The sequence below is a fragment of the Pseudomonas sp. MM227 genome, from assembly GCF_947090715.1.
Lineage (GTDB): Bacteria > Pseudomonadota > Gammaproteobacteria > Pseudomonadales > Pseudomonadaceae > Aquipseudomonas > Aquipseudomonas baltica.
Window position 1 is genome coordinate 4382378 of the sequence record NZ_OX352319.1, and the last position, 16760, is coordinate 4399137.

Genomic DNA, 16760 nt, shown 5'->3' on the forward strand with positions numbered 1-16760 from the left:
TTCAAGATAGCTCAATACCACGCCAAGTCAGGCAAGAAATACCCGTTCCAGCGTGGGAGACTTTCTCCCATCGACCACGGAGATTACCCATGTCCGCCTTTGAACTGCTGACCTCGCCGCGCCCCGATGTCTGGGCCGCAGGCAACCTGACCACCACTGTGCAGTTCAGCCTGAGTGCCGAGATCGAGGCCGACGTGCTGTGCCGGGTGCTCAATCTGTTTGCCATGCAGTACCTGATCCCCCGGCAGCTCGCTGCATCCCAGGTAGCGGACAGCCTGCAGATCCAGGTGCAGGTGGGCGAGTTGACCTGGCACCGCGCACAGGTGATCGCGGAAAAGATGCGCAACCTGATCAGCGTGTTCGATGTGCAACTGGTCGATGCCCAGCACCCGGCCCAGGTACAGTCGTACGCTTGAGCGGCCGACAAATGCGGCAACGGTTGCCATGACGGCGACTTCCGGCACGGGCGCTAGGCTGGGTAGCACGACAGATCGCGCACCGCCAAGGAGGCCTCCGCATGACGCTCGTCGCCACTCCCCGCCGACATTGCCACGACGGCAGCCTGAACCTCGATGATCTGATCGACGCCCTGCTCGTCGAAGGCCTCATCGCAGCGGACGTCGCCCAGGCACTGTGCGACGACTTGAAACAGGAATGCGCGCACCCAGCCCACCCCCTGCAACGGCTCGCCGACTGCCGATTGCCCGACCCGCGCCAACCCGGGCACTTGCTGACGCTCGAGGTCTTGAGCCGGTGGCTGGCGGACCACGCCGGGCAACCCTACCTGCGCATCGACCCGCTGTGCATCGACGTTGCCACCGTGGTCGCCTTGATGCCCCAGGCCTTCGCCATGCGCCACAACATTCTCGCCGTGGCCGTGGACGAACACAGCGTTACCATCGCCAGCGCGCAGCCCTGGCAGCGCCAGTGGGAAGCCGACCTGGCCCACGCACTCAAACGATCGATCAAGCGCGTGGTCGCCAACCCCGCAGACATCCAGCGTTTCACCGAACAATTCTTTCAGCTGGCGCGCTCGGTCAGCGGCGCCAGGGTCCAGGGCCAGCCCGGCGCCGCAGGCAATCTGGAGCAGCTGCTGCAACTGGGCGACATGGCCACGGCGCCCGCTGCCAGCGACCAGCACGTCATCAATATCGTCGACTGGCTGTTCCAATACGCGTTCGAGCAGCGCGCCAGTGACATTCATATCGAGCCGCGGCGCGACTTCGGTGCGCTGCGCTTTCGCATCGATGGCTTGCTGCATTGCGTGTACCGGTTCCCCGAGCAGGTCACCCTGGCTATCGTCAGCCGCCTGAAAAGCCTGGGGCGCATGAACGTCGCCGAGAAGCGCAAGCCTCAGGATGGCCGGATCAAGACCCGCCTGCCGCAGGGCCAGGAAATCGAACTGCGCCTGTCCACCCTGCCGACCGCCTTCGGCGAAAAGCTGGTGATGCGCATCTTCGACCCTCAGGTGTTGCTCAAGGATTTCGCTCAGCTGGGCCTGGTGGCCGAAGACCTGCGGCGCTGGCAGCAGATGACCTCCCAGGCTCACGGCATCGTGCTGGTGACCGGACCCACGGGTTCGGGCAAGACCACCACGCTGTACACCACCCTCAAGCAGTTGGCGACCCCGCAGATCAACCTGTGCACCATCGAAGATCCGATCGAGATGGTCGAACCGGCCTTCAACCAGCTGCAGGTGCAGCACAACATCGACCTGGACTTTGCCAGTGGCCTGCGTGCACTGATGCGGCAGGATCCGGACATCATCATGATCGGTGAGATCCGCGACCTGGAGACGGCCGAGATGGCGATCCAGGCGGCCCTCACCGGCCACCTGGTGGTATCGACCCTGCACACCAACGATGCCGTGGGCGCGATCACTCGCCTGCTGGAACTGGGTGTCGCGCACTACCTGATCAAAGCCACAGTGCTGGGCGTCATGGCGCAGCGCCTGGTACGTACGCTGTGCGAAGACTGCAAGGCGCCGGTGCGCATCGACCCGAAGAGCTGGCAGGCGCTCATCGAGCCTTGGCGCATGGCCGTGCCCGAGGGTGCGCGGCGGGCCGTCGGCTGTCCGCGCTGCCGCGACACCGGTTACTGCGGACGTGCCGGGGTCTATGAAGTGCTGCTGATAAGCGACGGCGTGAAGGCCTGCATCGACGCCCACACCGACCTCGCCGAGCTGCGGCGCCAGGCCTGCCGGGAGGGCATGCGCAGCCTGCGCCTGAGTGGCGCACGGCAGATCGCCGCCGGCCTGACCACGCTCGAGGAGGTGCTGCGCGTCACCCCGCGCATCGAGTCGCTGTAACGCCACTGCGGCAGGCAAGCCGTTGGCCTTGGGGAACTTGGACGTGGTTGGCCGTATCCAACATGCGAACGACAACTGCCCCGGATTACATTCGTACCGGATCACACTGTGGAGTCTCGATCATGCGCCTCAAAACCGCCGTTGCTACCCTCGCGTTGCTGTCCCTGCCCGTAAGCTCGGCCATGGCCGACCCCTTCTGGCGCAACGTGCTCTCTTCCGGCGCCACGACCGGCTCCTCCTACCTGACCTTCAAGGATCACAAGTTGATCATCGCCGCCCAGGACGATGCCGGCAGCTTCGTGGCCAGCGAAGGCGGTATCCGTGGCCCGTACCTGGAAGCCGCGATCCACAAGGTACGCGCCGAGAACCCTGGCCTGCAGGCTTCCGACATGGATCTGGCCAACGCCATCCTGGCCCGGAACGCTGTCGCCGACAACTGACAGCGCAGCCATGAAAAAACCCTCGCACCCAGGTGCGAGGGTTTTTTTGTGTGCAGGTTATTTGCACGGGCGCGAGCGAGGGGCCGTGGGCCCCTTGCCCCTGTCAGCGCACCAGATGCAGGAACTGCATGTGCCGTTCGTACTGGTCGAGGATGTCGTTGATGATCTGCTCCTTGCTGTAGCCGACCAGGTCGTAGTCCTGGCTGCCTTCGGCCAGATGCACCTCGGCACGGTAGTAGCGCCGGTTCTTCAGTTCCTGATTGCCCATGCCGCCACGGGCGAAGGATGGCGTGAAGTAACCGCGCATCTGCACCTGATAGATGAACGGCCGCTCTTCACCATGACCGATCTCGAAGATCACGTTGTCGTGAGTCGTGTCCTCTTGCGCAACGGCATCCAGGCCCTTCTCGGCGAACGATGCGGTCACTTCGGCCACGGCTGGCCGTACATGGGTGTCCATGAACCGGTACACCTCGTCACGCGAGGGGAAGCTCACGGCCTGACTCAATCGCTGCCGCCAGCCGCCACGCCCTGGGCGCGAGCTGGCAACCGGGGCCAGCGAATACAGCTGGGCGATCTTGCGCTGGCTTTCCATGTGGAACGCCTTGTGCAGTCCCCACATCATTGCCAGCAGAATGATCGAGAACGGCAGCGAGGTCAGCACCACCGCCGATTTCAGCGAGTCGATGCTGCCGGCGAACAGCAGGCCACTGGTGACCAGCGCGGTCATTGCGCCCCAGAACACCCGCAGCCATTTCGGTCCATCTTCGTCAGGGTTGCCGCCACGTGCCGACAGGGTGGAGAGCACGACGGTGCCCGAGTCGGCCGAGGTGACGAAGAACACGAAACTGATGAACACCGTAACGGCAATCACCGTCCTCGCCCATGGGTAGGTTTCGAGCAGCAGGTAGAGGGTCATCGACGGGTCGTCGATGGCCGACTGGCCGATGGCAGCCATGCCGTGGTTGATCACCTGGTCGATGGCGCTGTTGCCGAAGATCGACATCCAGGCCAGGGTGAAGCCCAGCGGAATCAGCAGCACGCCGAAGACGAACTCGCGAATGGTGCGTCCGCGCGAGATGCGCGCAATGAACAGCCCCACGAAAGGCGACCAGGCAATCCACCAGGCCCAGTAGAACACCGTCCAGTTACCCAGCCAGTCGCTGGGTTTGTCGTAGGCGTAGACGTCGAAGCTCTTGCTGGGCAGTGCACCCAGATAATCGCCAACGTTCTGCACCAGGGTGCTGAGCAAGTGCTGGGTCGGCCCGGCGAACAGCACGAAGAGCAACAGCGCACAGGCCAGCAGCATGTTGATGTCGGACATCACCCGCACGCCCTTGTCGACGCCGGAGACCGCCACCAGAATCGCTGCACCCATCATCAGGGTGATCAGGATCACCTGCACCCACTGGGTGTGGGCCACCCCGAACAGGTAGTCCAGGCCGGAATTGAGGTGCAGCACGCCGAACCCCATGTCGGCCCCCAGGCCGAAGATGGTGGCGATGATGCCGAAGCCGTCCACGGCGTAGCCGATCGGCCCGTTGATGCGTTTGCCGATCAATGGGTAGAGCGCCGAACGCAGCGCCAGCGGCAGGTTGTGGCGATAGGCGAAATAGGCCAGAGCCATGCCGACGAAGGCGAACACGCCCCAACCGTGCAGGCCCCAGTGCAGGAACAGCAACTGCATGGCCTGGCGCGCGGCTTCCTGGGTGCCCGCCTCGCCCTGCGGCGGTTGCAGCATATGGGTCAGCGGTTCGGAAACGCAGAAGAAGAACAGCGTGATGCTGATGCCGGCGGCAAACAACATGCCGGCCCAGGACAGGTAGCTGAACTCGGGCTCGTCATGATCGGCCCCCAGCTTGATCTTGCCGTAACCCGACAGCGCCGTGACCACGACGAACACCAGGTACAGGGTCATGGCCAGCATGTAGTACCAACCGACCGTGTTGGCGGCCCAGCTTTGCGCCGCCATCAGCCACTGGCCAGCTGCCTGTGGAAAGGAGATGACGACGATGCCGAAAATCAGGATGAAACTGGCGGCGAAGTAGAACACCGGAGGGTTCATGCGCACGTTGCCGCTTGGCGCTGATGAAGATGCACTCATGCGCGGTGCACTCCACACGTTCGTAAATGGAAGAAACTGGGCGTTTTCAGCAAGGGATGGCCTCCTGTTGAACGCGAATCGCGATCCATGGTTTTATTGAACGAGCGTTCAATTAAAACACGACTGATGGGTAGATGGCCAATTGATGGGCCGAACGGTCCTGCCTGGCAGGCCGTTCGCGGCGTCCTGCCAAGCCCTATTTCTGACTGCCGTCGTCGTGCACCAGGTTGGCCTGGGTGAGGTTGCTGCCGGCCGGCACAGTGCGCGTGAGCCAGACGTTGCCGCCGATGGTCGAGCCCTGGCCGATGGTGATGCGACCCAGGATGGTCGCGCCGGCGTAGATGACCACATCGTCCTCGACGATCGGGTGGCGCGGATGCCCCTTCTGCAGCTGCCCGGACTCGTCCGCCGGAAAGCGCTTGGCGCCCAGGGTGACCTGCTGGTAGATACGCACCCGCTCGCCGATGACGGCGGTTTCGCCGATCACCACGCCCGTGCCGTGGTCGATGAAGAAGCTTGGGCCGATCCGCGCGCCGGGGTGGATATCGATGCCGGTCGCCGAATGCGCCAGTTCCGAGCTGATGCGCGCCAGCAACGGCAGGCCGGCGAGATACAGGTGGTGAGCGAGGCGATGATGGATCACCGCGAGCACGCCGGGATAGCACAGCAATACCTCATCGACACTGCGCGCCGCGGGATCGCCGTGATAGGCGGCCAGCACGTCGGTGTCGAGCAGGCGCCGCAGGCCGGGCAGCGCCGCAGCGAAATCCTGGATCAGTTCCAGGGCCCTGGCGTCGACGGCGGGCAAGTCGCAGTCGCCATTGCGCGCGGCGTAGCGCAGTTCCAGGCGGGCCTGGGTCAAGAGTTCGTTGAGCGCGGCGTCCAGGGTATGGCCTACATAGAAGTCTTCGCTTTCTTCGCGCAGGTCCACCGGCCCCAGGCGCATTGGGAACAACGCGCCGCACAACTGCTCGAGTACTTTGGCCATGGCCTCGCGCGACGGCAGCTCGCGGCCGCCCTGCATGCCGCAACTGCGTCCGTTCTGCCGGCGCCAATCGGAGCGCGCCTCATGCAACTGGCCTACGATGGACTGCAACTGCCAATGGCCTCTGCGTGCCTGAGGAATGTCGTTCACGGTTATACCCTGCCTTGTGTGGAAACAGCGATGGCCGCCGATTGGCGCCCACCATACGGGAAAAATCCAGGCGGTAAAAAGAACGCTTTGGACGTGTCGTGGAGCATCTGAACATAAGCCGCGGTCATACGTTCCGTGGGCGCCGAGGGGGCTTGTGGGCCAGCGTGGCGGTGCCTATAGTCCTGTTTTCCCATTGCGCCTTCGCCTCGACGACCGGTAACCGCACAGGTGGCCGCCGACGCTGCGAAACCCTCCCTCATTTCAAGGATCCGCCATGAAGTTTCCCGCATTGCGCAAACACCTGCTGATCGCCGGCCTGGTTCTGGGCAGTTCGCTGCTGGGCCAGGCAATGGCTGGCGAACAGTTGCAGAAAATCAAGGACGCCGGTGTCATCAACATCGGCCTGGAGGGTACCTACCCGCCGTTCAGCTTCGTGGACGAAAACGGCAAGCTGACCGGCTTCGAAGTGCAACTCTCCGAGGCCCTGGCCAAGGAACTGGGCGTCAAGGTCAAGCTGCAGCCCACCCCATGGGCCGGTATTCTCGCAGCGCTGGAGTCCAAGCGGCTCGACGTCGTGGTCAATCAGGTGACCATCTCCGATGAGCGCAAGAAGAAGTACGACTTCTCCAAGCCCTACACCGTGTCCGGTATCCAGGCCGTGGTCGCGAAGAAGAATGCCGACAGCATCAAGCAGGCCTCCGACCTGGCCGGCAAGAAAGTCGGCATGGGCCTGGGCACCAACTACGAGCAGTGGCTCAAGGACAACGTGCCTAGCGCCGTGGTGAAAACCTACGACGATGATCCGACCAAGTACCAGGACCTGCGCGTCGGCCGTATCGATGCGATTCTGGTGGACCGCCTGGCCGCATTCGACCTGATCAACAAGACCAACGAAACCCTCGCCCTGGCAGGCGATGCGTTCTCGCGTCAGGAAGCCGGGATCGCCGTGCGCAAGGGCGAGCCGGAACTGCTCAAGGCACTCGACGACGCTCTCGACAAACTGCGCGCCGACGGCACCCTGGCCAAGCTGTCCAAGCAATGGTTCAGCGCTGACGTCACGCAATGATCGAGAGCAGCCTGCAGCTGATGCTCGATTCGGCACCCTTTCTGCTCAAGGGTGCCTACTACACGGTCTTCCTCAGCCTGGGCGGAATGTTCTTCGGCCTGCTGCTGGGGTTCGGCCTGGCGTTGATGCGGTTGTCCCGAAGCCGCCTGCTGAGCTGGCCGGCCAGGGTCTACGTGTCGTTCTTCCGCGGCACGCCGTTGCTGGTCCAGCTGTTCGTCATCTACTACGGCCTGCCGCAGATCGGTATCGAACTGGACCCGTTGCCCGCTGCACTCATCGGCTTTTCGCTGAACATGGCCGCCTATGCCTGTGAAATCCTGCGGGCGGCGATCGCGTCCATCGAGCGCGGTCAGTGGGAGGCAGCTGCCAGCATCGGCATGACCCGCGCGCAGACCTTGCGCCGGGCCATCCTGCCGCAGGCCATGCGCACCGCCCTGCCGCCACTGGGCAACAGTTTCATTTCACTGGTCAAGGACACGGCACTGGCAGCGACCATTCAGGTACCGGAGCTGTTCCGCCAGGCGCAGTTGATCACCGCCCGTACGTTCGAGATCTTCACCATGTACCTGGCGGCCGCATTGATCTACTGGCTGTTGGCAAGCGTTCTGGCGCACCTGCAGAATCATCTGGAACGGCGGGTCAACCGCCACGACCAAGAGGCATGAAGCAATGATCGTGGTAAAGGGCCTGACCAAACAGTTCAATGGCCACAGCGTGCTCAAGGGCATCGACCTGGAGATCGCCGCCGGTGAGGTGGTGGCGATCATCGGCCCCAGCGGCTCGGGCAAGACGACCTTCCTGCGCTGCCTGAACCTGCTGGAAACACCTACCAGTGGCCAGATCCGTGTGGGCGACATCGAAATCGACGGAGCCCGCGTGGCGCAGCAGCAAGGCCTGATTCGCGAGTTGCGCCAGCAGGTGGGTTTCGTCTTCCAGAACTTCAACCTGTTTCCCCATCGCACGGCGTTGGCGAACGTCATCGAAGGGCCGCTGGTGGTAAAGAAGATGGCCAAGGCCGAAGCGACCGAACTGGGCCGCGAGCTGTTGGCCAAGGTTGGCCTGGCCGGCAAGGAAGAGGCCTACCCCAGGCGGCTCTCGGGCGGTCAGCAGCAGCGCGTGGCGATTGCCCGGGCGCTGGCCATGCAGCCGCAGGTCATCCTCTTCGACGAGCCGACCTCGGCGCTGGACCCGGAGCTGGTCGGCGAAGTGCTGGCAACGATTCGGGGCCTGGCGCAGGAAAAGCGCACCATGGTCATCGTCACCCACGAGATGCAGTTCGCCCGCGACGTGGCCAATCGCGTGGTGTTCTTCGACCAGGGGGTGATCGTGGAACAGGGACCGGCCCGCGAGTTGTTCGCCAACCCGCAGCAGGCACGGACCCGGCAGTTTCTCGACAAGTTCCTGCACCCCGAGGGCTAGCGCCGTTCAGCGCTTGCGGAACACGTAGAACAGGTTGGGTTCGCTGACCATGTACAGGTTGCCATCGTCGTCCATGGCGATGCCTTCGGGTTGCGGCACGCTCTTGCTCAAGCCTTGGCGGCCCTTGCGCAGCGACATGGTGCTCAGGGGCCGGCCCTGCACGTCCAGTTCCAGCACCAACAGCGATTCGTCCGACAGGGCCAGCAGGTGGCCGCTGCGCTCGTCGTATTGCAGGCTGGAAAGGTCGCGCACGAACAGGCCGGCATCGCGCCGGCGGTCCTGGGTCACCTGCACGTCCAGCGGCTTGTCGCTGACCCCGCGCGGAAAGCCCTGCACTTCGTAGATCAGCATGGGATCGCGCTCGCGCGCCACGAACAGGCGCTTGCCGGTCGAGTCGTAGGCCAACCCCTCGAAACCCTTGTTGCTGCGGCCACCGAAGTTGAGGCTCAACTGCTCGGCCTGCTGGGCGTCGATGATCTGCGTATCGTCGGTGACGTTGACCTTGATCAGGCGCTGCTGGCGCTCGTCGGTGATCACGTAGACGCCAGGGCTGATGTACTCGACTGCCTCCGGGTCGCCGAACCCGACCAGCGCGATACGTCGCAGGATGGTGCCCTGCAGCGACAGCTCGATCAGCTCGGAACGTTGGTTGGTAACGGTGAACAGGGTCTTGCGCGATGGATCGAAGGTCAGTGCCGAGATGTCGTCGTCCAGGCCTTCGACCACCTGCGCCTCGATATCCACCTGATAGCTGTCCAGGTTGATTGCGCCTGGCAGCGGGCCTCCGAGCCAGCGCTCGACGTTGAAACTGGCCCGTTCGATCCAGCGAAAGTGATGCAGTGCGGCGAAGGCGCAGATCAGTGCAAGCAGTGCCGCGATCAGCAGCAGGTGAATGGGTCGAACGAAGAAACGCATCGCGTCGGGCTCTGAAGTGAAGTGTGCGCATCAAACCATTAAATGATGAAGCCAGGCTTAAGTTTCTACGGATTGATTTGTAGGAAACGTCGAAGCAATTGCAGCGCCAGAAGACGCTGCTATCCGGCTCAACGCTTGCGCAATACGTAGAACAGATTCGGCTCGCTGACCAGGTAGATCGTGCCTTCGTCGTCCATGGTCACGCCTTCGGCGCGGGGAATGGTGTCCTTGAGTCCGTTCATGCCGCCCAGCAGGGTCATGAAGCTCCACTGCTTGCCGGTTTCGTCGTATTCCATGAGCAGGTGCGAGTCGGCCGAGAGCAGCAGGCGGTGACCGGTGCGCGGATCCACTGCCAGCGCCGAAAGGTTGCGCATGTCCAGGTCGGGCGCATCGAGGCGTTGCTTCTCGCCGGTGGGCAGGCCATCGCTGCCCAGCTTCAGCGAGAACAGCGCCGGTGGTCTTTCTTCGCCAAGCAACAGGCGCTGGTTGCGCGGATCCCAGGCCAGGGCTTCGAAAGCCTTGTTCTGGTCCGCCGAAGGGCCGAGGTCGAACGGCGCGAAGTCGGCGATGTTCAGCTCGCGGGTGTCGGCCTCGACCTTGACCACGGTCAGTTGGTGCTGGCGCTCGTCGATGATCGCCAGGCGCCCATCGGCGAGTGTGGTGATGGCCTCCGGATTGCTCCAGCCGGTCAGCGGCATCTTGCGCAGCACGTCGCCCTGCAGGCTCAGCTCGACCAGATAGGGGTTCTTGCCCATCACCGCGAACAAGGTACGGGTGCCGGGGTGATAGGTGATGTCCGAGGCTTCGTCGCCTTCCATGCCGGGCAGGGCCTTGGCGTCGATCACGGCTTCATAGTCAGGCAGCCAGACACTGGCCTTGCGCTCGGTGCTGTTGTGCGTCCACTCCTGCACCCACAGCTCGGCGCGGTCGTCCCAGTGCAAGACCACCGCGACGATGTAGGCGATCAGCAGCACCAGCAAGGTCCACAGGTACCAACGTTTATGCAGGGGGCGGGATGAATGCAGCGCGGCGCGGACCATGAAGTACCCTTGCTGGAGACGGATTCATACGGGCACATCCGAACAATGCACCCACTTGGGTGGGGGCATTATCCAGATCGAATGTAAAAAAAAGGTGAGGCGTGGGGCGACTACTGGACGCGGCTGGTGAAGCGGCTGACACCGGGCAGTTCCAGCACGATTTCGGCGCCGATTTCGAGCGGGCCTACCCCGGCCGGGGTGCCGGTGAGGATCACGTCGCCAGCCTGCAGCGAGAAGCACCCGGCCATGTACTGGATCATCGGCACGATGGGGTTGAGCATCAGGTTGCTGTTGCCGTCCTGGCGCACGTCGCCGTCGATGGTCAGGCGTATCGGGATGTCGGTGAGGTCAGGGAAGCTGTCGGCCGATACGAACGGTGCGATCACTGCCGCGCCGTCGAACGACTTGGCGATTTCCCACGGCAGGCCCTTCTCGCGCAGGCGCGCCTGGACGTCGCGCAGGGTCAGGTCCAGCGCCGGGGCGAAGCCGGAGATGGCATCGATGACTTCTTCGGCACTGGGCCGGGTGCTCAGTGACTTGCCCAGCAGCACCGCGATTTCCGCCTCGTAGTGCACCGCGCCGCGATCGGTCGGAATGGTGAAGGTTTCCTGCAACGGCACCACGCAGCTGCTTGGCTTGATGAACAGCAGCGGCTCGGTCGGAATCGGGTTGTCCAGCTCCTTGGCATGCTCGGCGTAGTTGCGGCCGATGCACACCACCTTGCCCAGCGGAAAGTGGATGCGGGTACCGTCGATGTACTGGTGCTGGTAGCTCATTGCTCGAACCTCTGCTCAGATGAACGTATCAAATGGAAAAGATCTTGCCAGGGTTCATGATCCCATTGGGGTCGAACACTGCCTTCATGGCTTTCATGTACTGGATTTCGACCGGCGAGCGGCTGTACTGCAGGTAGTCGCGCTTGACCATGCCCACGCCGTGCTCGGCGGAGATGGAGCCGTTATACCTGCGCACGGTTTCGAAGACCTCGGTATTGACCAGCGCACATTCGGCAAAGAATGCGTCCTTGTCCATATGCTCGGGCTTGAGGATGTTCAGGTGCAGGTTGCCGTCGCCGATGTGGCCGTACCAGAGCACGTCGAATGCCGGATAGCGCTCGCTGACGATGGCGTCGATCTCGCGCAGGAAAGCCGGCACCTTGGAAATGGTCACCGAGATGTCGTTCTTGTACGGCACCCAGTGGGAAATGGTTTCGGAGATGTACTCGCGCAGCTTCCACAGGTTGCGCAACTGCTGCTCGCTCTGGCTCATGACGCCATCGAGCACCCAGCCCTGCTCCATGCAGTGTTCGAAGGTGGCCAGCGCGGTGTCGGCGATGTCGTCGGTGGTGGCTTCGAACTCCAGCAGGGCATAGAACGGGCAGGCCGTTTCGAACGGCGCCGGCACGTCGCCGCGGCCCAGCACCTTGGCCAGCGCCTTGTCGGAAAAGAACTCGAACGCCGTGAGGTCGAGCTTGCCCTGAAACGCATGCAGCACCGGCATGATCGCATCGAAGTCGGTGGTGCCGAGCACCATCGCGGTGAGGTTCTTCGGCGCACGGTCCAGGCGCATGGTGGCCTCGACGATGAACCCCAGGGTGCCTTCGGCGCCGATGAACAACTGACGCAGGTCGTAGCCGGTGGCGTTCTTGACCAGGTCCTTGTTCAGCTCCAGTACATCGCCCTGGCCGGTGACCACTTTGAGGCCCGCCACCCAGTTGCGCGTCATGCCGTAGCGGATGACCTTGATGCCGCCGGCGTTGGTGCCGATGTTGCCGCCGATCTGGCTGGAACCCGACGAGGCGAAGTCCACCGGGTAGTACAGGCCGTTTTCCTCGGCCAGGTTCTGCAGCTGCTTGGTGATGACGCCTGGTTGGCAGACCACGGTGCGGTCGGTGGCGTTGAAGTCGAGCACCTTGTTCATGTAGTCGAACGACACCACCACCTCGCCGTTGGCCGCCACCGCCGCAGCCGACAGACCGGTACGCCCACCCGAAGGGACCAGCGCCACCTTGCGCTCGTTGGCCCAGCGCACGATGGCCTGGACCTGCTCGGTGGTCTTGGGAAAGACGATGGCGCTGGGTGCCGGGGCGTACTGTTTGGTCCAGTCCCGGCCGTAGGTGTCGAGGGAGGCGGCATCGGTGAGGACCTTGCCAAGCTCGAGCAGGGTCTTGAGTTCATCGATCAGGGCATGACGGTTCATGGACGCGACTCTGCAAGTGAAGGATTCACGAATCGGGCGATTCGCGGCCCGCTAAACCTCGGACCATTCATAGTCACCCTGAGAACGGCTCATGACCCAGGATGGGCGTACGACAGGGAGGCTATGCTAGCATACGCCCCCCGCCAATCGAGCCCTGGCCCGGTGTGCGCCGCTTCACTTCCTGCCATTTTTTTCGGGACACAGGTTTACGCAGATGAGCAAGACTTCCCTCGACAAGAGCAAGATCAAGTTCCTTCTTCTCGAAGGCGTCCACCAATCCGCCGTGGACGTCCTCAAGGCTGCCGGCTACACCAGCATCGAGTACCACACCAAGTCGCTGCCCGAAGCCGAACTCAAGGAAAAGATCGCCGATGCGCACTTCATCGGCATTCGCTCGCGCACCCAGCTGACCGAAGAGCTGTTCGACTGTGCGAAGAAACTGGTCGCCGTGGGCTGCTTCTGCATCGGCACCAACCAGGTTGATCTGTCAGCCGCTCGCGAACGCGGTATCGCGGTGTTCAACGCACCGTATTCCAACACCCGTTCCGTGGCCGAACTGGTGCTGGCCGAAGCCATTCTGCTGTTGCGCGGCATCCCCGAGAAGAACGCTTCCTGCCACCGTGGCGGCTGGATCAAGAGCGCGGCGAACTCCTTCGAGATCCGCGGCAAGAAACTGGGCATCGTCGGCTATGGCTCGATCGGCACCCAGCTGTCGGTCCTGGCCGAAGGCCTGGGCATGCAGGTGTACTTCTACGACACCGTGACCAAGCTGCCGCTGGGCAACGCCACCCAGGTCGGCAGCCTGACCGAGCTGCTGGGCATGAGCGACATCGTCACCCTGCATGTGCCTGAAACCGCCGCCACCCAGTGGATGATCGGCGAGAAGGAAATCCGTGCCATCAAGAAGGGCGGTATCCTCATCAACGCCGCGCGCGGCACCGTGGTCGAGCTCGACGCACTGGCCGAGGCGATCAAGGACAAGCACCTGATCGGCGCTGCCATCGACGTGTTCCCGGTCGAGCCACGCTCCAACGACGACATCTTCGAAAGCCCGCTGCGTGGCCTGGACAACGTCATCCTGACCCCGCACATCGGTGGTTCCACCGCCGAGGCGCAGGCCAACATCGGCCTGGAAGTGGCCGAGAAACTGGTCAAGTACAGCGACAACGGTACCTCGGTGTCGTCGGTCAACTTCCCGGAAGTGGCTTTGCCCGCGCACCCTGGCAAGCACCGTCTGCTGCACATCCACGAGAACGTGCCGGGCGTGATGATGGAGATCAACAAGGTCTTCGCCGAGAACGCCATCAACATCTCCGGCCAGTTCCTGCAGACCAACGAAAAGGTCGGCTATGTGGTGATCGACGTCGACGCCGATTACTCGGACCTGGCGCAGGAAAAGCTGCAACAGGTCACCGGAACCATTCGCTGCCGCGTATTGTTCTGATAGCGGCCGGATTGCGGTGTGCCTGGCACACCGCGTCCTCTGGTTCGCGGCTGCCAGCCGCTCCTACAATCAACCCAGATCCCCTGTAGGAGCGGCTAGTAGCCGCGAACCAGGCGACGCGGTGTATCAGAACGGCTCGTTGCCCCGACGGCGGAACCAGCCGGTCAGCGACAGCCGATTGCGCTGCGCCGGCATCACTTCGTGCGGCACTTCTCCGGAAAGAAACACCACCAGCGTGCCACCGATCGGCTGCACGTCGTACGCCGTGTCCCCGCGCAGGTACATGCGCAGCTGACCGCCATCCTCCTCGCCCCAATCCGCATCGTTCAGGTACAGCACCGCTGACACCATGCGCCGGTCATCGTCGCGAAAGCGATCCAGGTGGCGCAGGTAGACGCTGCCCGGTGGGTACAGGGCGAAATGGCATTCGAAGTCTTCCAGGCCCAGAAACAGACCACGATTGAGCGCCTCGCGCAGGCTGTCCATGATCTGCATGTAGGCATCGCACGGCACGGCTTCGCCCGGTTCGATCCACTGGATGCGGTCACCGCGAATGCCTTCGCGGATCTCCTGGGATGGACCGCGCCCGACGGCCGCCGGCGCCAGTTCGCCTTGGGCATGGCGGGTACGGCACTCGGCCGCCAGCGCCAGGGTCAAAGCCTGGGGCACGAAGAGTTCCTGCTGCGACCAGCCGTGCTCGGCCAGGTCGTCGACGATGCGCAGCAGCAGTGGATGATCAGAAGGTATTTGCATGCCCGGCATAGTATCCATACGCCTGCAAAACCGACAGAGGCTTGCACGAGGTCGCTGCGCAGTCGATGCATCGAGGCGCAGCGTGCATGTCACTTCTCGACAAAGCCAGGCAATGCCACGGACAATGGCCCCTTGCCGACAGGAGTCCCTATGCGCCGCGTCCTTGTGTTCTTGATGATGTTCAGTACGACGCCCGCCTGGGCCGACGACCACGACCTGCTGTACAAGGCCGCTGGCTGGCCTGAACAAAGGGCGCATTTCAGCGACGCCCTCAAGGCGGCCCAGCAGCGCTACCAGAGCAGCTTGCCACCGGCGGTTTTCCAGGCACTGGTGAGCAACAGCGACCAACGCTTCGCGGCGCAGGCCATGGACCAGCGGGCCGAAGCGCGACTGCGCCAGGGCCTGGCCGATCCCAAACCGGCCCTCGCCTTCTTCGAGTCTGCCCTGGGCCGCAAGATCGTCGCCGCCGAGCTGCTGGCCACCCGCAGTGATCAACTGGCCAAGAACGCCCAGGGCCTGCCGAAACTGCAGGTCGAGTCGACCCGCGCGCTGTTGATCGGCCATCTGGCGCAGGCACTGCCGGCGCGCCAGGCTGGCGCAGAGGTCAGCCTGGCGATCGCCGGGGTGGCCGCCGACAGCCTCAGCTCGATGATTCCAGGTCTGTTGGGGGGCGGCCAGGCTGCAGGTCTGCTCGATGGCCAGCGTGAGCGGCTGCAACAGCAGATCGCCATCGACCTGAACAATACGCTGCTGTACGTGTACCGCGAATTGTCCGATCCGGAACTGGAGGAGTTCGTCGGCTTCGCCGAGTCTGCCGCTGGCCAGGCTTATTATCAGGCGGCCCTGGAGGCGGTACGGGCTGGGCTGGCGGTTGGACAGACACCGGGCAAGGCGGGAAACTGAGGGGCGCCGTTCGCGGCCGCTGACCCACCCGCAGCAATGGCCCACCCCCGTAGGAGCGGTCAGCGGCCGCGAAGCAGACGACTCGGTTACAGATTCTGTTCGAAGAAATCGAAACACTTCGCCCGAATCGCAGGCAGCTCATTGACCAGATGATGCCGGGCCCCCGCCACCTGCAACACCCGCACCTCGGCGAACTTTGCGCGCAGCACCTTGAGGTTGTGCCGCCAATCCACGGTGTCGTCATCCTCTCCCTGCACGACCACCACCGTGCGCGGGCTGCGCGGCGCTGCTTCGATGTGCTGCACCCACTGCACCAACGCCCCCACCCACGCTGTCGGCAGGCGCACGGGCTGCAGCGGGTCCGCCTGCAGGAACGGCATGAAATCCGGGTCGTTGGTATTGGCGCTGAACCGCCTGGCAATGCCGTTGACGAACGGCTTCAGCACGCGATAGCTGAGTTTGGACAAACCCCATGCGCTGGGCCGCACCAGCGGCGCCATCAGCAGCACCTGCCCCTGCGCCGCGGACTGCGCGCCCTGGTGCAGCAGATGGTCGACGATGATCGCGCCACCGGTGCTCTGCCCCAGCAAGTGCCAGGGCTGCGGCAGCTGCAGGGTACATGCTTCGGCGAACAGGCCATCGAGCGTGGCCTGGTAATCGGCAAAGCTGTGAATGCTGGCTCGCTCGCCGCTGGACAGACCATGGCCCGGCAGGTCGCAGGAAATGACCGCGAAGCCACGCGCCAAGGCCCACTGCACGGCGTGCCGGTACAACCCCATGTGATCGTAGAAACCGTGCATGACGAAGAGCGTGGCGACAGGCCGCTCCGGCAGCCACACTTGGGCCACCAGGTCGAAGCCGGCGGCACTGAAGCGCCCCAGCCAGCTTTGTACGGGCAGGTCGAGCTGATAGAAGCGCTGGTAGGCCTGAGCCTCATCGGACAGCGGCTGTCGGGTGCCCAAGGGTGGCAGGGAATTTCGCAGGGTGTCGGGATGAAATGCAATGGGCATGGACGATTGTTCCAAGGCAATACG

At 63.5% G+C, this 16760-nt stretch carries 16 protein-coding genes; 8 read left to right on the plus strand and 8 right to left on the minus strand.

Going from position 1 to position 16760, the window contains the following annotated elements; genetic code table 11:
* Positions 1-104: 104 nt before the first annotated feature.
* The 3 genes from ONG87_RS19945 (at position 105) to ONG87_RS19955 (ending at position 2748) form a co-directional block, all read left to right on the plus strand.
* The gene (locus ONG87_RS19945) at positions 105-416 is read left to right on the plus strand and encodes a hypothetical protein (RefSeq protein WP_122480126.1); all 312 of its coding nucleotides are present in this window, start codon (positions 105-107) and stop codon (positions 414-416) included.
* A gap of 101 nt (positions 417-517) precedes the next feature.
* Positions 518-2308, plus strand: coding sequence for a GspE/PulE family protein (locus tag ONG87_RS19950; RefSeq protein WP_264381911.1), 1791 nt, complete (start codon positions 518-520; stop codon positions 2306-2308).
* Between the two features lie 122 nt (positions 2309-2430).
* On the plus strand, positions 2431-2748 hold the full coding sequence (locus tag ONG87_RS19955) for a DUF2388 domain-containing protein (protein WP_122479854.1): 318 nt from the start codon (positions 2431-2433) through the stop codon (positions 2746-2748).
* A gap of 103 nt (positions 2749-2851) precedes the next feature.
* Here the strand turns inward: ONG87_RS19955 and betT are convergent, their stop codons facing one another.
* Complete coding sequence (gene betT / locus ONG87_RS19960; RefSeq protein WP_264382883.1) at positions 2852-4813, minus strand: choline transporter BetT; 1962 nt, start codon at positions 4811-4813, stop codon at positions 2852-2854.
* Between the two features lie 235 nt (positions 4814-5048).
* Positions 5049-5987, minus strand: a complete 939-nt coding sequence (gene epsC / locus ONG87_RS19965) for a serine O-acetyltransferase EpsC (RefSeq protein WP_185794723.1) — start codon at positions 5985-5987, stop codon at positions 5049-5051.
* A gap of 274 nt (positions 5988-6261) precedes the next feature.
* Between epsC and tcyJ the strand changes: the two genes are divergently transcribed.
* The 3 genes from tcyJ to tcyN are packed head-to-tail and all read left to right on the plus strand — an operon-like array spanning position 6262 to position 8472.
* Positions 6262-7053 carry a cystine ABC transporter substrate-binding protein gene (tcyJ, locus tag ONG87_RS19970; RefSeq protein ID WP_122479857.1) on the plus strand — a complete coding sequence of 264 codons (792 nt, stop codon included), beginning with the start codon at positions 6262-6264 and terminating at the stop codon, positions 7051-7053.
* Positions 7053-7718, plus strand: coding sequence for a cystine ABC transporter permease (gene tcyL, locus ONG87_RS19975; RefSeq protein WP_122480127.1), 666 nt, complete (start codon positions 7053-7055; stop codon positions 7716-7718). Before tcyJ ends, tcyL begins: the two co-directional genes overlap by 1 nt.
* A gap of 4 nt (positions 7719-7722) precedes the next feature.
* The gene (gene tcyN, locus ONG87_RS19980; protein WP_122479858.1) at positions 7723-8472 is read left to right on the plus strand and encodes an L-cystine ABC transporter ATP-binding protein TcyN; all 750 of its coding nucleotides are present in this window, start codon (positions 7723-7725) and stop codon (positions 8470-8472) included.
* Between the two features lie 6 nt (positions 8473-8478).
* On the opposite strand, the gene ONG87_RS19985 is transcribed toward tcyN, so the two are convergent.
* From ONG87_RS19985 to ONG87_RS20000, 4 genes are all read right to left on the minus strand, one after another.
* Complete coding sequence (locus ONG87_RS19985; protein ID WP_122479859.1) at positions 8479-9387, minus strand: SdiA-regulated domain-containing protein; 909 nt, start codon at positions 9385-9387, stop codon at positions 8479-8481.
* Between the two features lie 128 nt (positions 9388-9515).
* A complete protein-coding gene (locus ONG87_RS19990) occupies positions 9516-10427 on the minus strand; it encodes an SdiA-regulated domain-containing protein (RefSeq protein WP_122479860.1) in 912 nt (303 codons plus the stop codon).
* Between the two features lie 110 nt (positions 10428-10537).
* Positions 10538-11203 carry a fumarylacetoacetate hydrolase family protein gene (locus tag ONG87_RS19995; RefSeq protein ID WP_122796203.1) on the minus strand — a complete coding sequence of 222 codons (666 nt, stop codon included), beginning with the start codon at positions 11201-11203 and terminating at the stop codon, positions 10538-10540.
* 28 nt (positions 11204-11231) lie between these two features.
* Positions 11232-12626, minus strand: a complete 1395-nt coding sequence (locus tag ONG87_RS20000; RefSeq protein WP_264381912.1) for an FAD-binding oxidoreductase — start codon at positions 12624-12626, stop codon at positions 11232-11234.
* A gap of 214 nt (positions 12627-12840) precedes the next feature.
* Here ONG87_RS20000 and serA point away from each other — a divergent pair, with 214 nt between their 5' ends.
* Positions 12841-14070, plus strand: coding sequence for a phosphoglycerate dehydrogenase (serA, locus tag ONG87_RS20005; RefSeq protein ID WP_122479863.1), 1230 nt, complete (start codon positions 12841-12843; stop codon positions 14068-14070).
* Positions 14071-14196: 126 nt separating this feature from the next.
* On the opposite strand, the gene ONG87_RS20010 is transcribed toward serA, so the two are convergent.
* Positions 14197-14832 carry a 2OG-Fe(II) oxygenase gene (locus tag ONG87_RS20010; RefSeq protein WP_264381913.1) on the minus strand — a complete coding sequence of 212 codons (636 nt, stop codon included), beginning with the start codon at positions 14830-14832 and terminating at the stop codon, positions 14197-14199.
* 141 nt (positions 14833-14973) lie between these two features.
* Here ONG87_RS20010 and ONG87_RS20015 point away from each other — a divergent pair, with 141 nt between their 5' ends.
* A complete protein-coding gene (locus tag ONG87_RS20015; protein WP_122479865.1) occupies positions 14974-15726 on the plus strand; it encodes a DUF2059 domain-containing protein in 753 nt (250 codons plus the stop codon).
* A gap of 86 nt (positions 15727-15812) precedes the next feature.
* On the opposite strand, the gene ONG87_RS20020 is transcribed toward ONG87_RS20015, so the two are convergent.
* A complete protein-coding gene (locus ONG87_RS20020) occupies positions 15813-16736 on the minus strand; it encodes an alpha/beta hydrolase (RefSeq protein WP_122479866.1) in 924 nt (307 codons plus the stop codon).
* Positions 16737-16760: the final 24 nt, after the last annotated feature.

What these genes read in the sequence shown, in the direction of transcription:
- ONG87_RS19950 (WP_264381911.1), top strand. Translation starts at nt 518, where the DNA reads ATGACGCTCGTCGCCACTCCCCGCCGACATTGCCACGACGGCAGCCTG.
- ONG87_RS19955 (WP_122479854.1), top strand. Translation starts at nt 2,431, where the DNA reads ATGCGCCTCAAAACCGCCGTTGCTACCCTCGCGTTGCTGTCCCTGCCC.
- betT (WP_264382883.1), bottom strand. Translation starts at nt 4,813, where the DNA reads ATGAACCCTCCGGTGTTCTACTTCGCCGCCAGTTTCATCCTGATTTTC.
- tcyJ (WP_122479857.1), top strand. Translation starts at nt 6,262, where the DNA reads ATGAAGTTTCCCGCATTGCGCAAACACCTGCTGATCGCCGGCCTGGTT.
- tcyN (WP_122479858.1), top strand. Translation starts at nt 7,723, where the DNA reads ATGATCGTGGTAAAGGGCCTGACCAAACAGTTCAATGGCCACAGCGTG.
- ONG87_RS19985 (WP_122479859.1), bottom strand. Translation starts at nt 9,387, where the DNA reads ATGCGTTTCTTCGTTCGACCCATTCACCTGCTGCTGATCGCGGCACTG.
- ONG87_RS19990 (WP_122479860.1), bottom strand. Translation starts at nt 10,427, where the DNA reads ATGGTCCGCGCCGCGCTGCATTCATCCCGCCCCCTGCATAAACGTTGG.
- ONG87_RS19995 (WP_122796203.1), bottom strand. Translation starts at nt 11,203, where the DNA reads ATGAGCTACCAGCACCAGTACATCGACGGTACCCGCATCCACTTTCCG.
- ONG87_RS20000 (WP_264381912.1), bottom strand. Translation starts at nt 12,626, where the DNA reads ATGAACCGTCATGCCCTGATCGATGAACTCAAGACCCTGCTCGAGCTT.
- serA (WP_122479863.1), top strand. Translation starts at nt 12,841, where the DNA reads ATGAGCAAGACTTCCCTCGACAAGAGCAAGATCAAGTTCCTTCTTCTC.
- ONG87_RS20010 (WP_264381913.1), bottom strand. Translation starts at nt 14,832, where the DNA reads ATGCCGGGCATGCAAATACCTTCTGATCATCCACTGCTGCTGCGCATC.
- ONG87_RS20015 (WP_122479865.1), top strand. Translation starts at nt 14,974, where the DNA reads ATGCGCCGCGTCCTTGTGTTCTTGATGATGTTCAGTACGACGCCCGCC.
- ONG87_RS20020 (WP_122479866.1), bottom strand. Translation starts at nt 16,736, where the DNA reads ATGCCCATTGCATTTCATCCCGACACCCTGCGAAATTCCCTGCCACCC.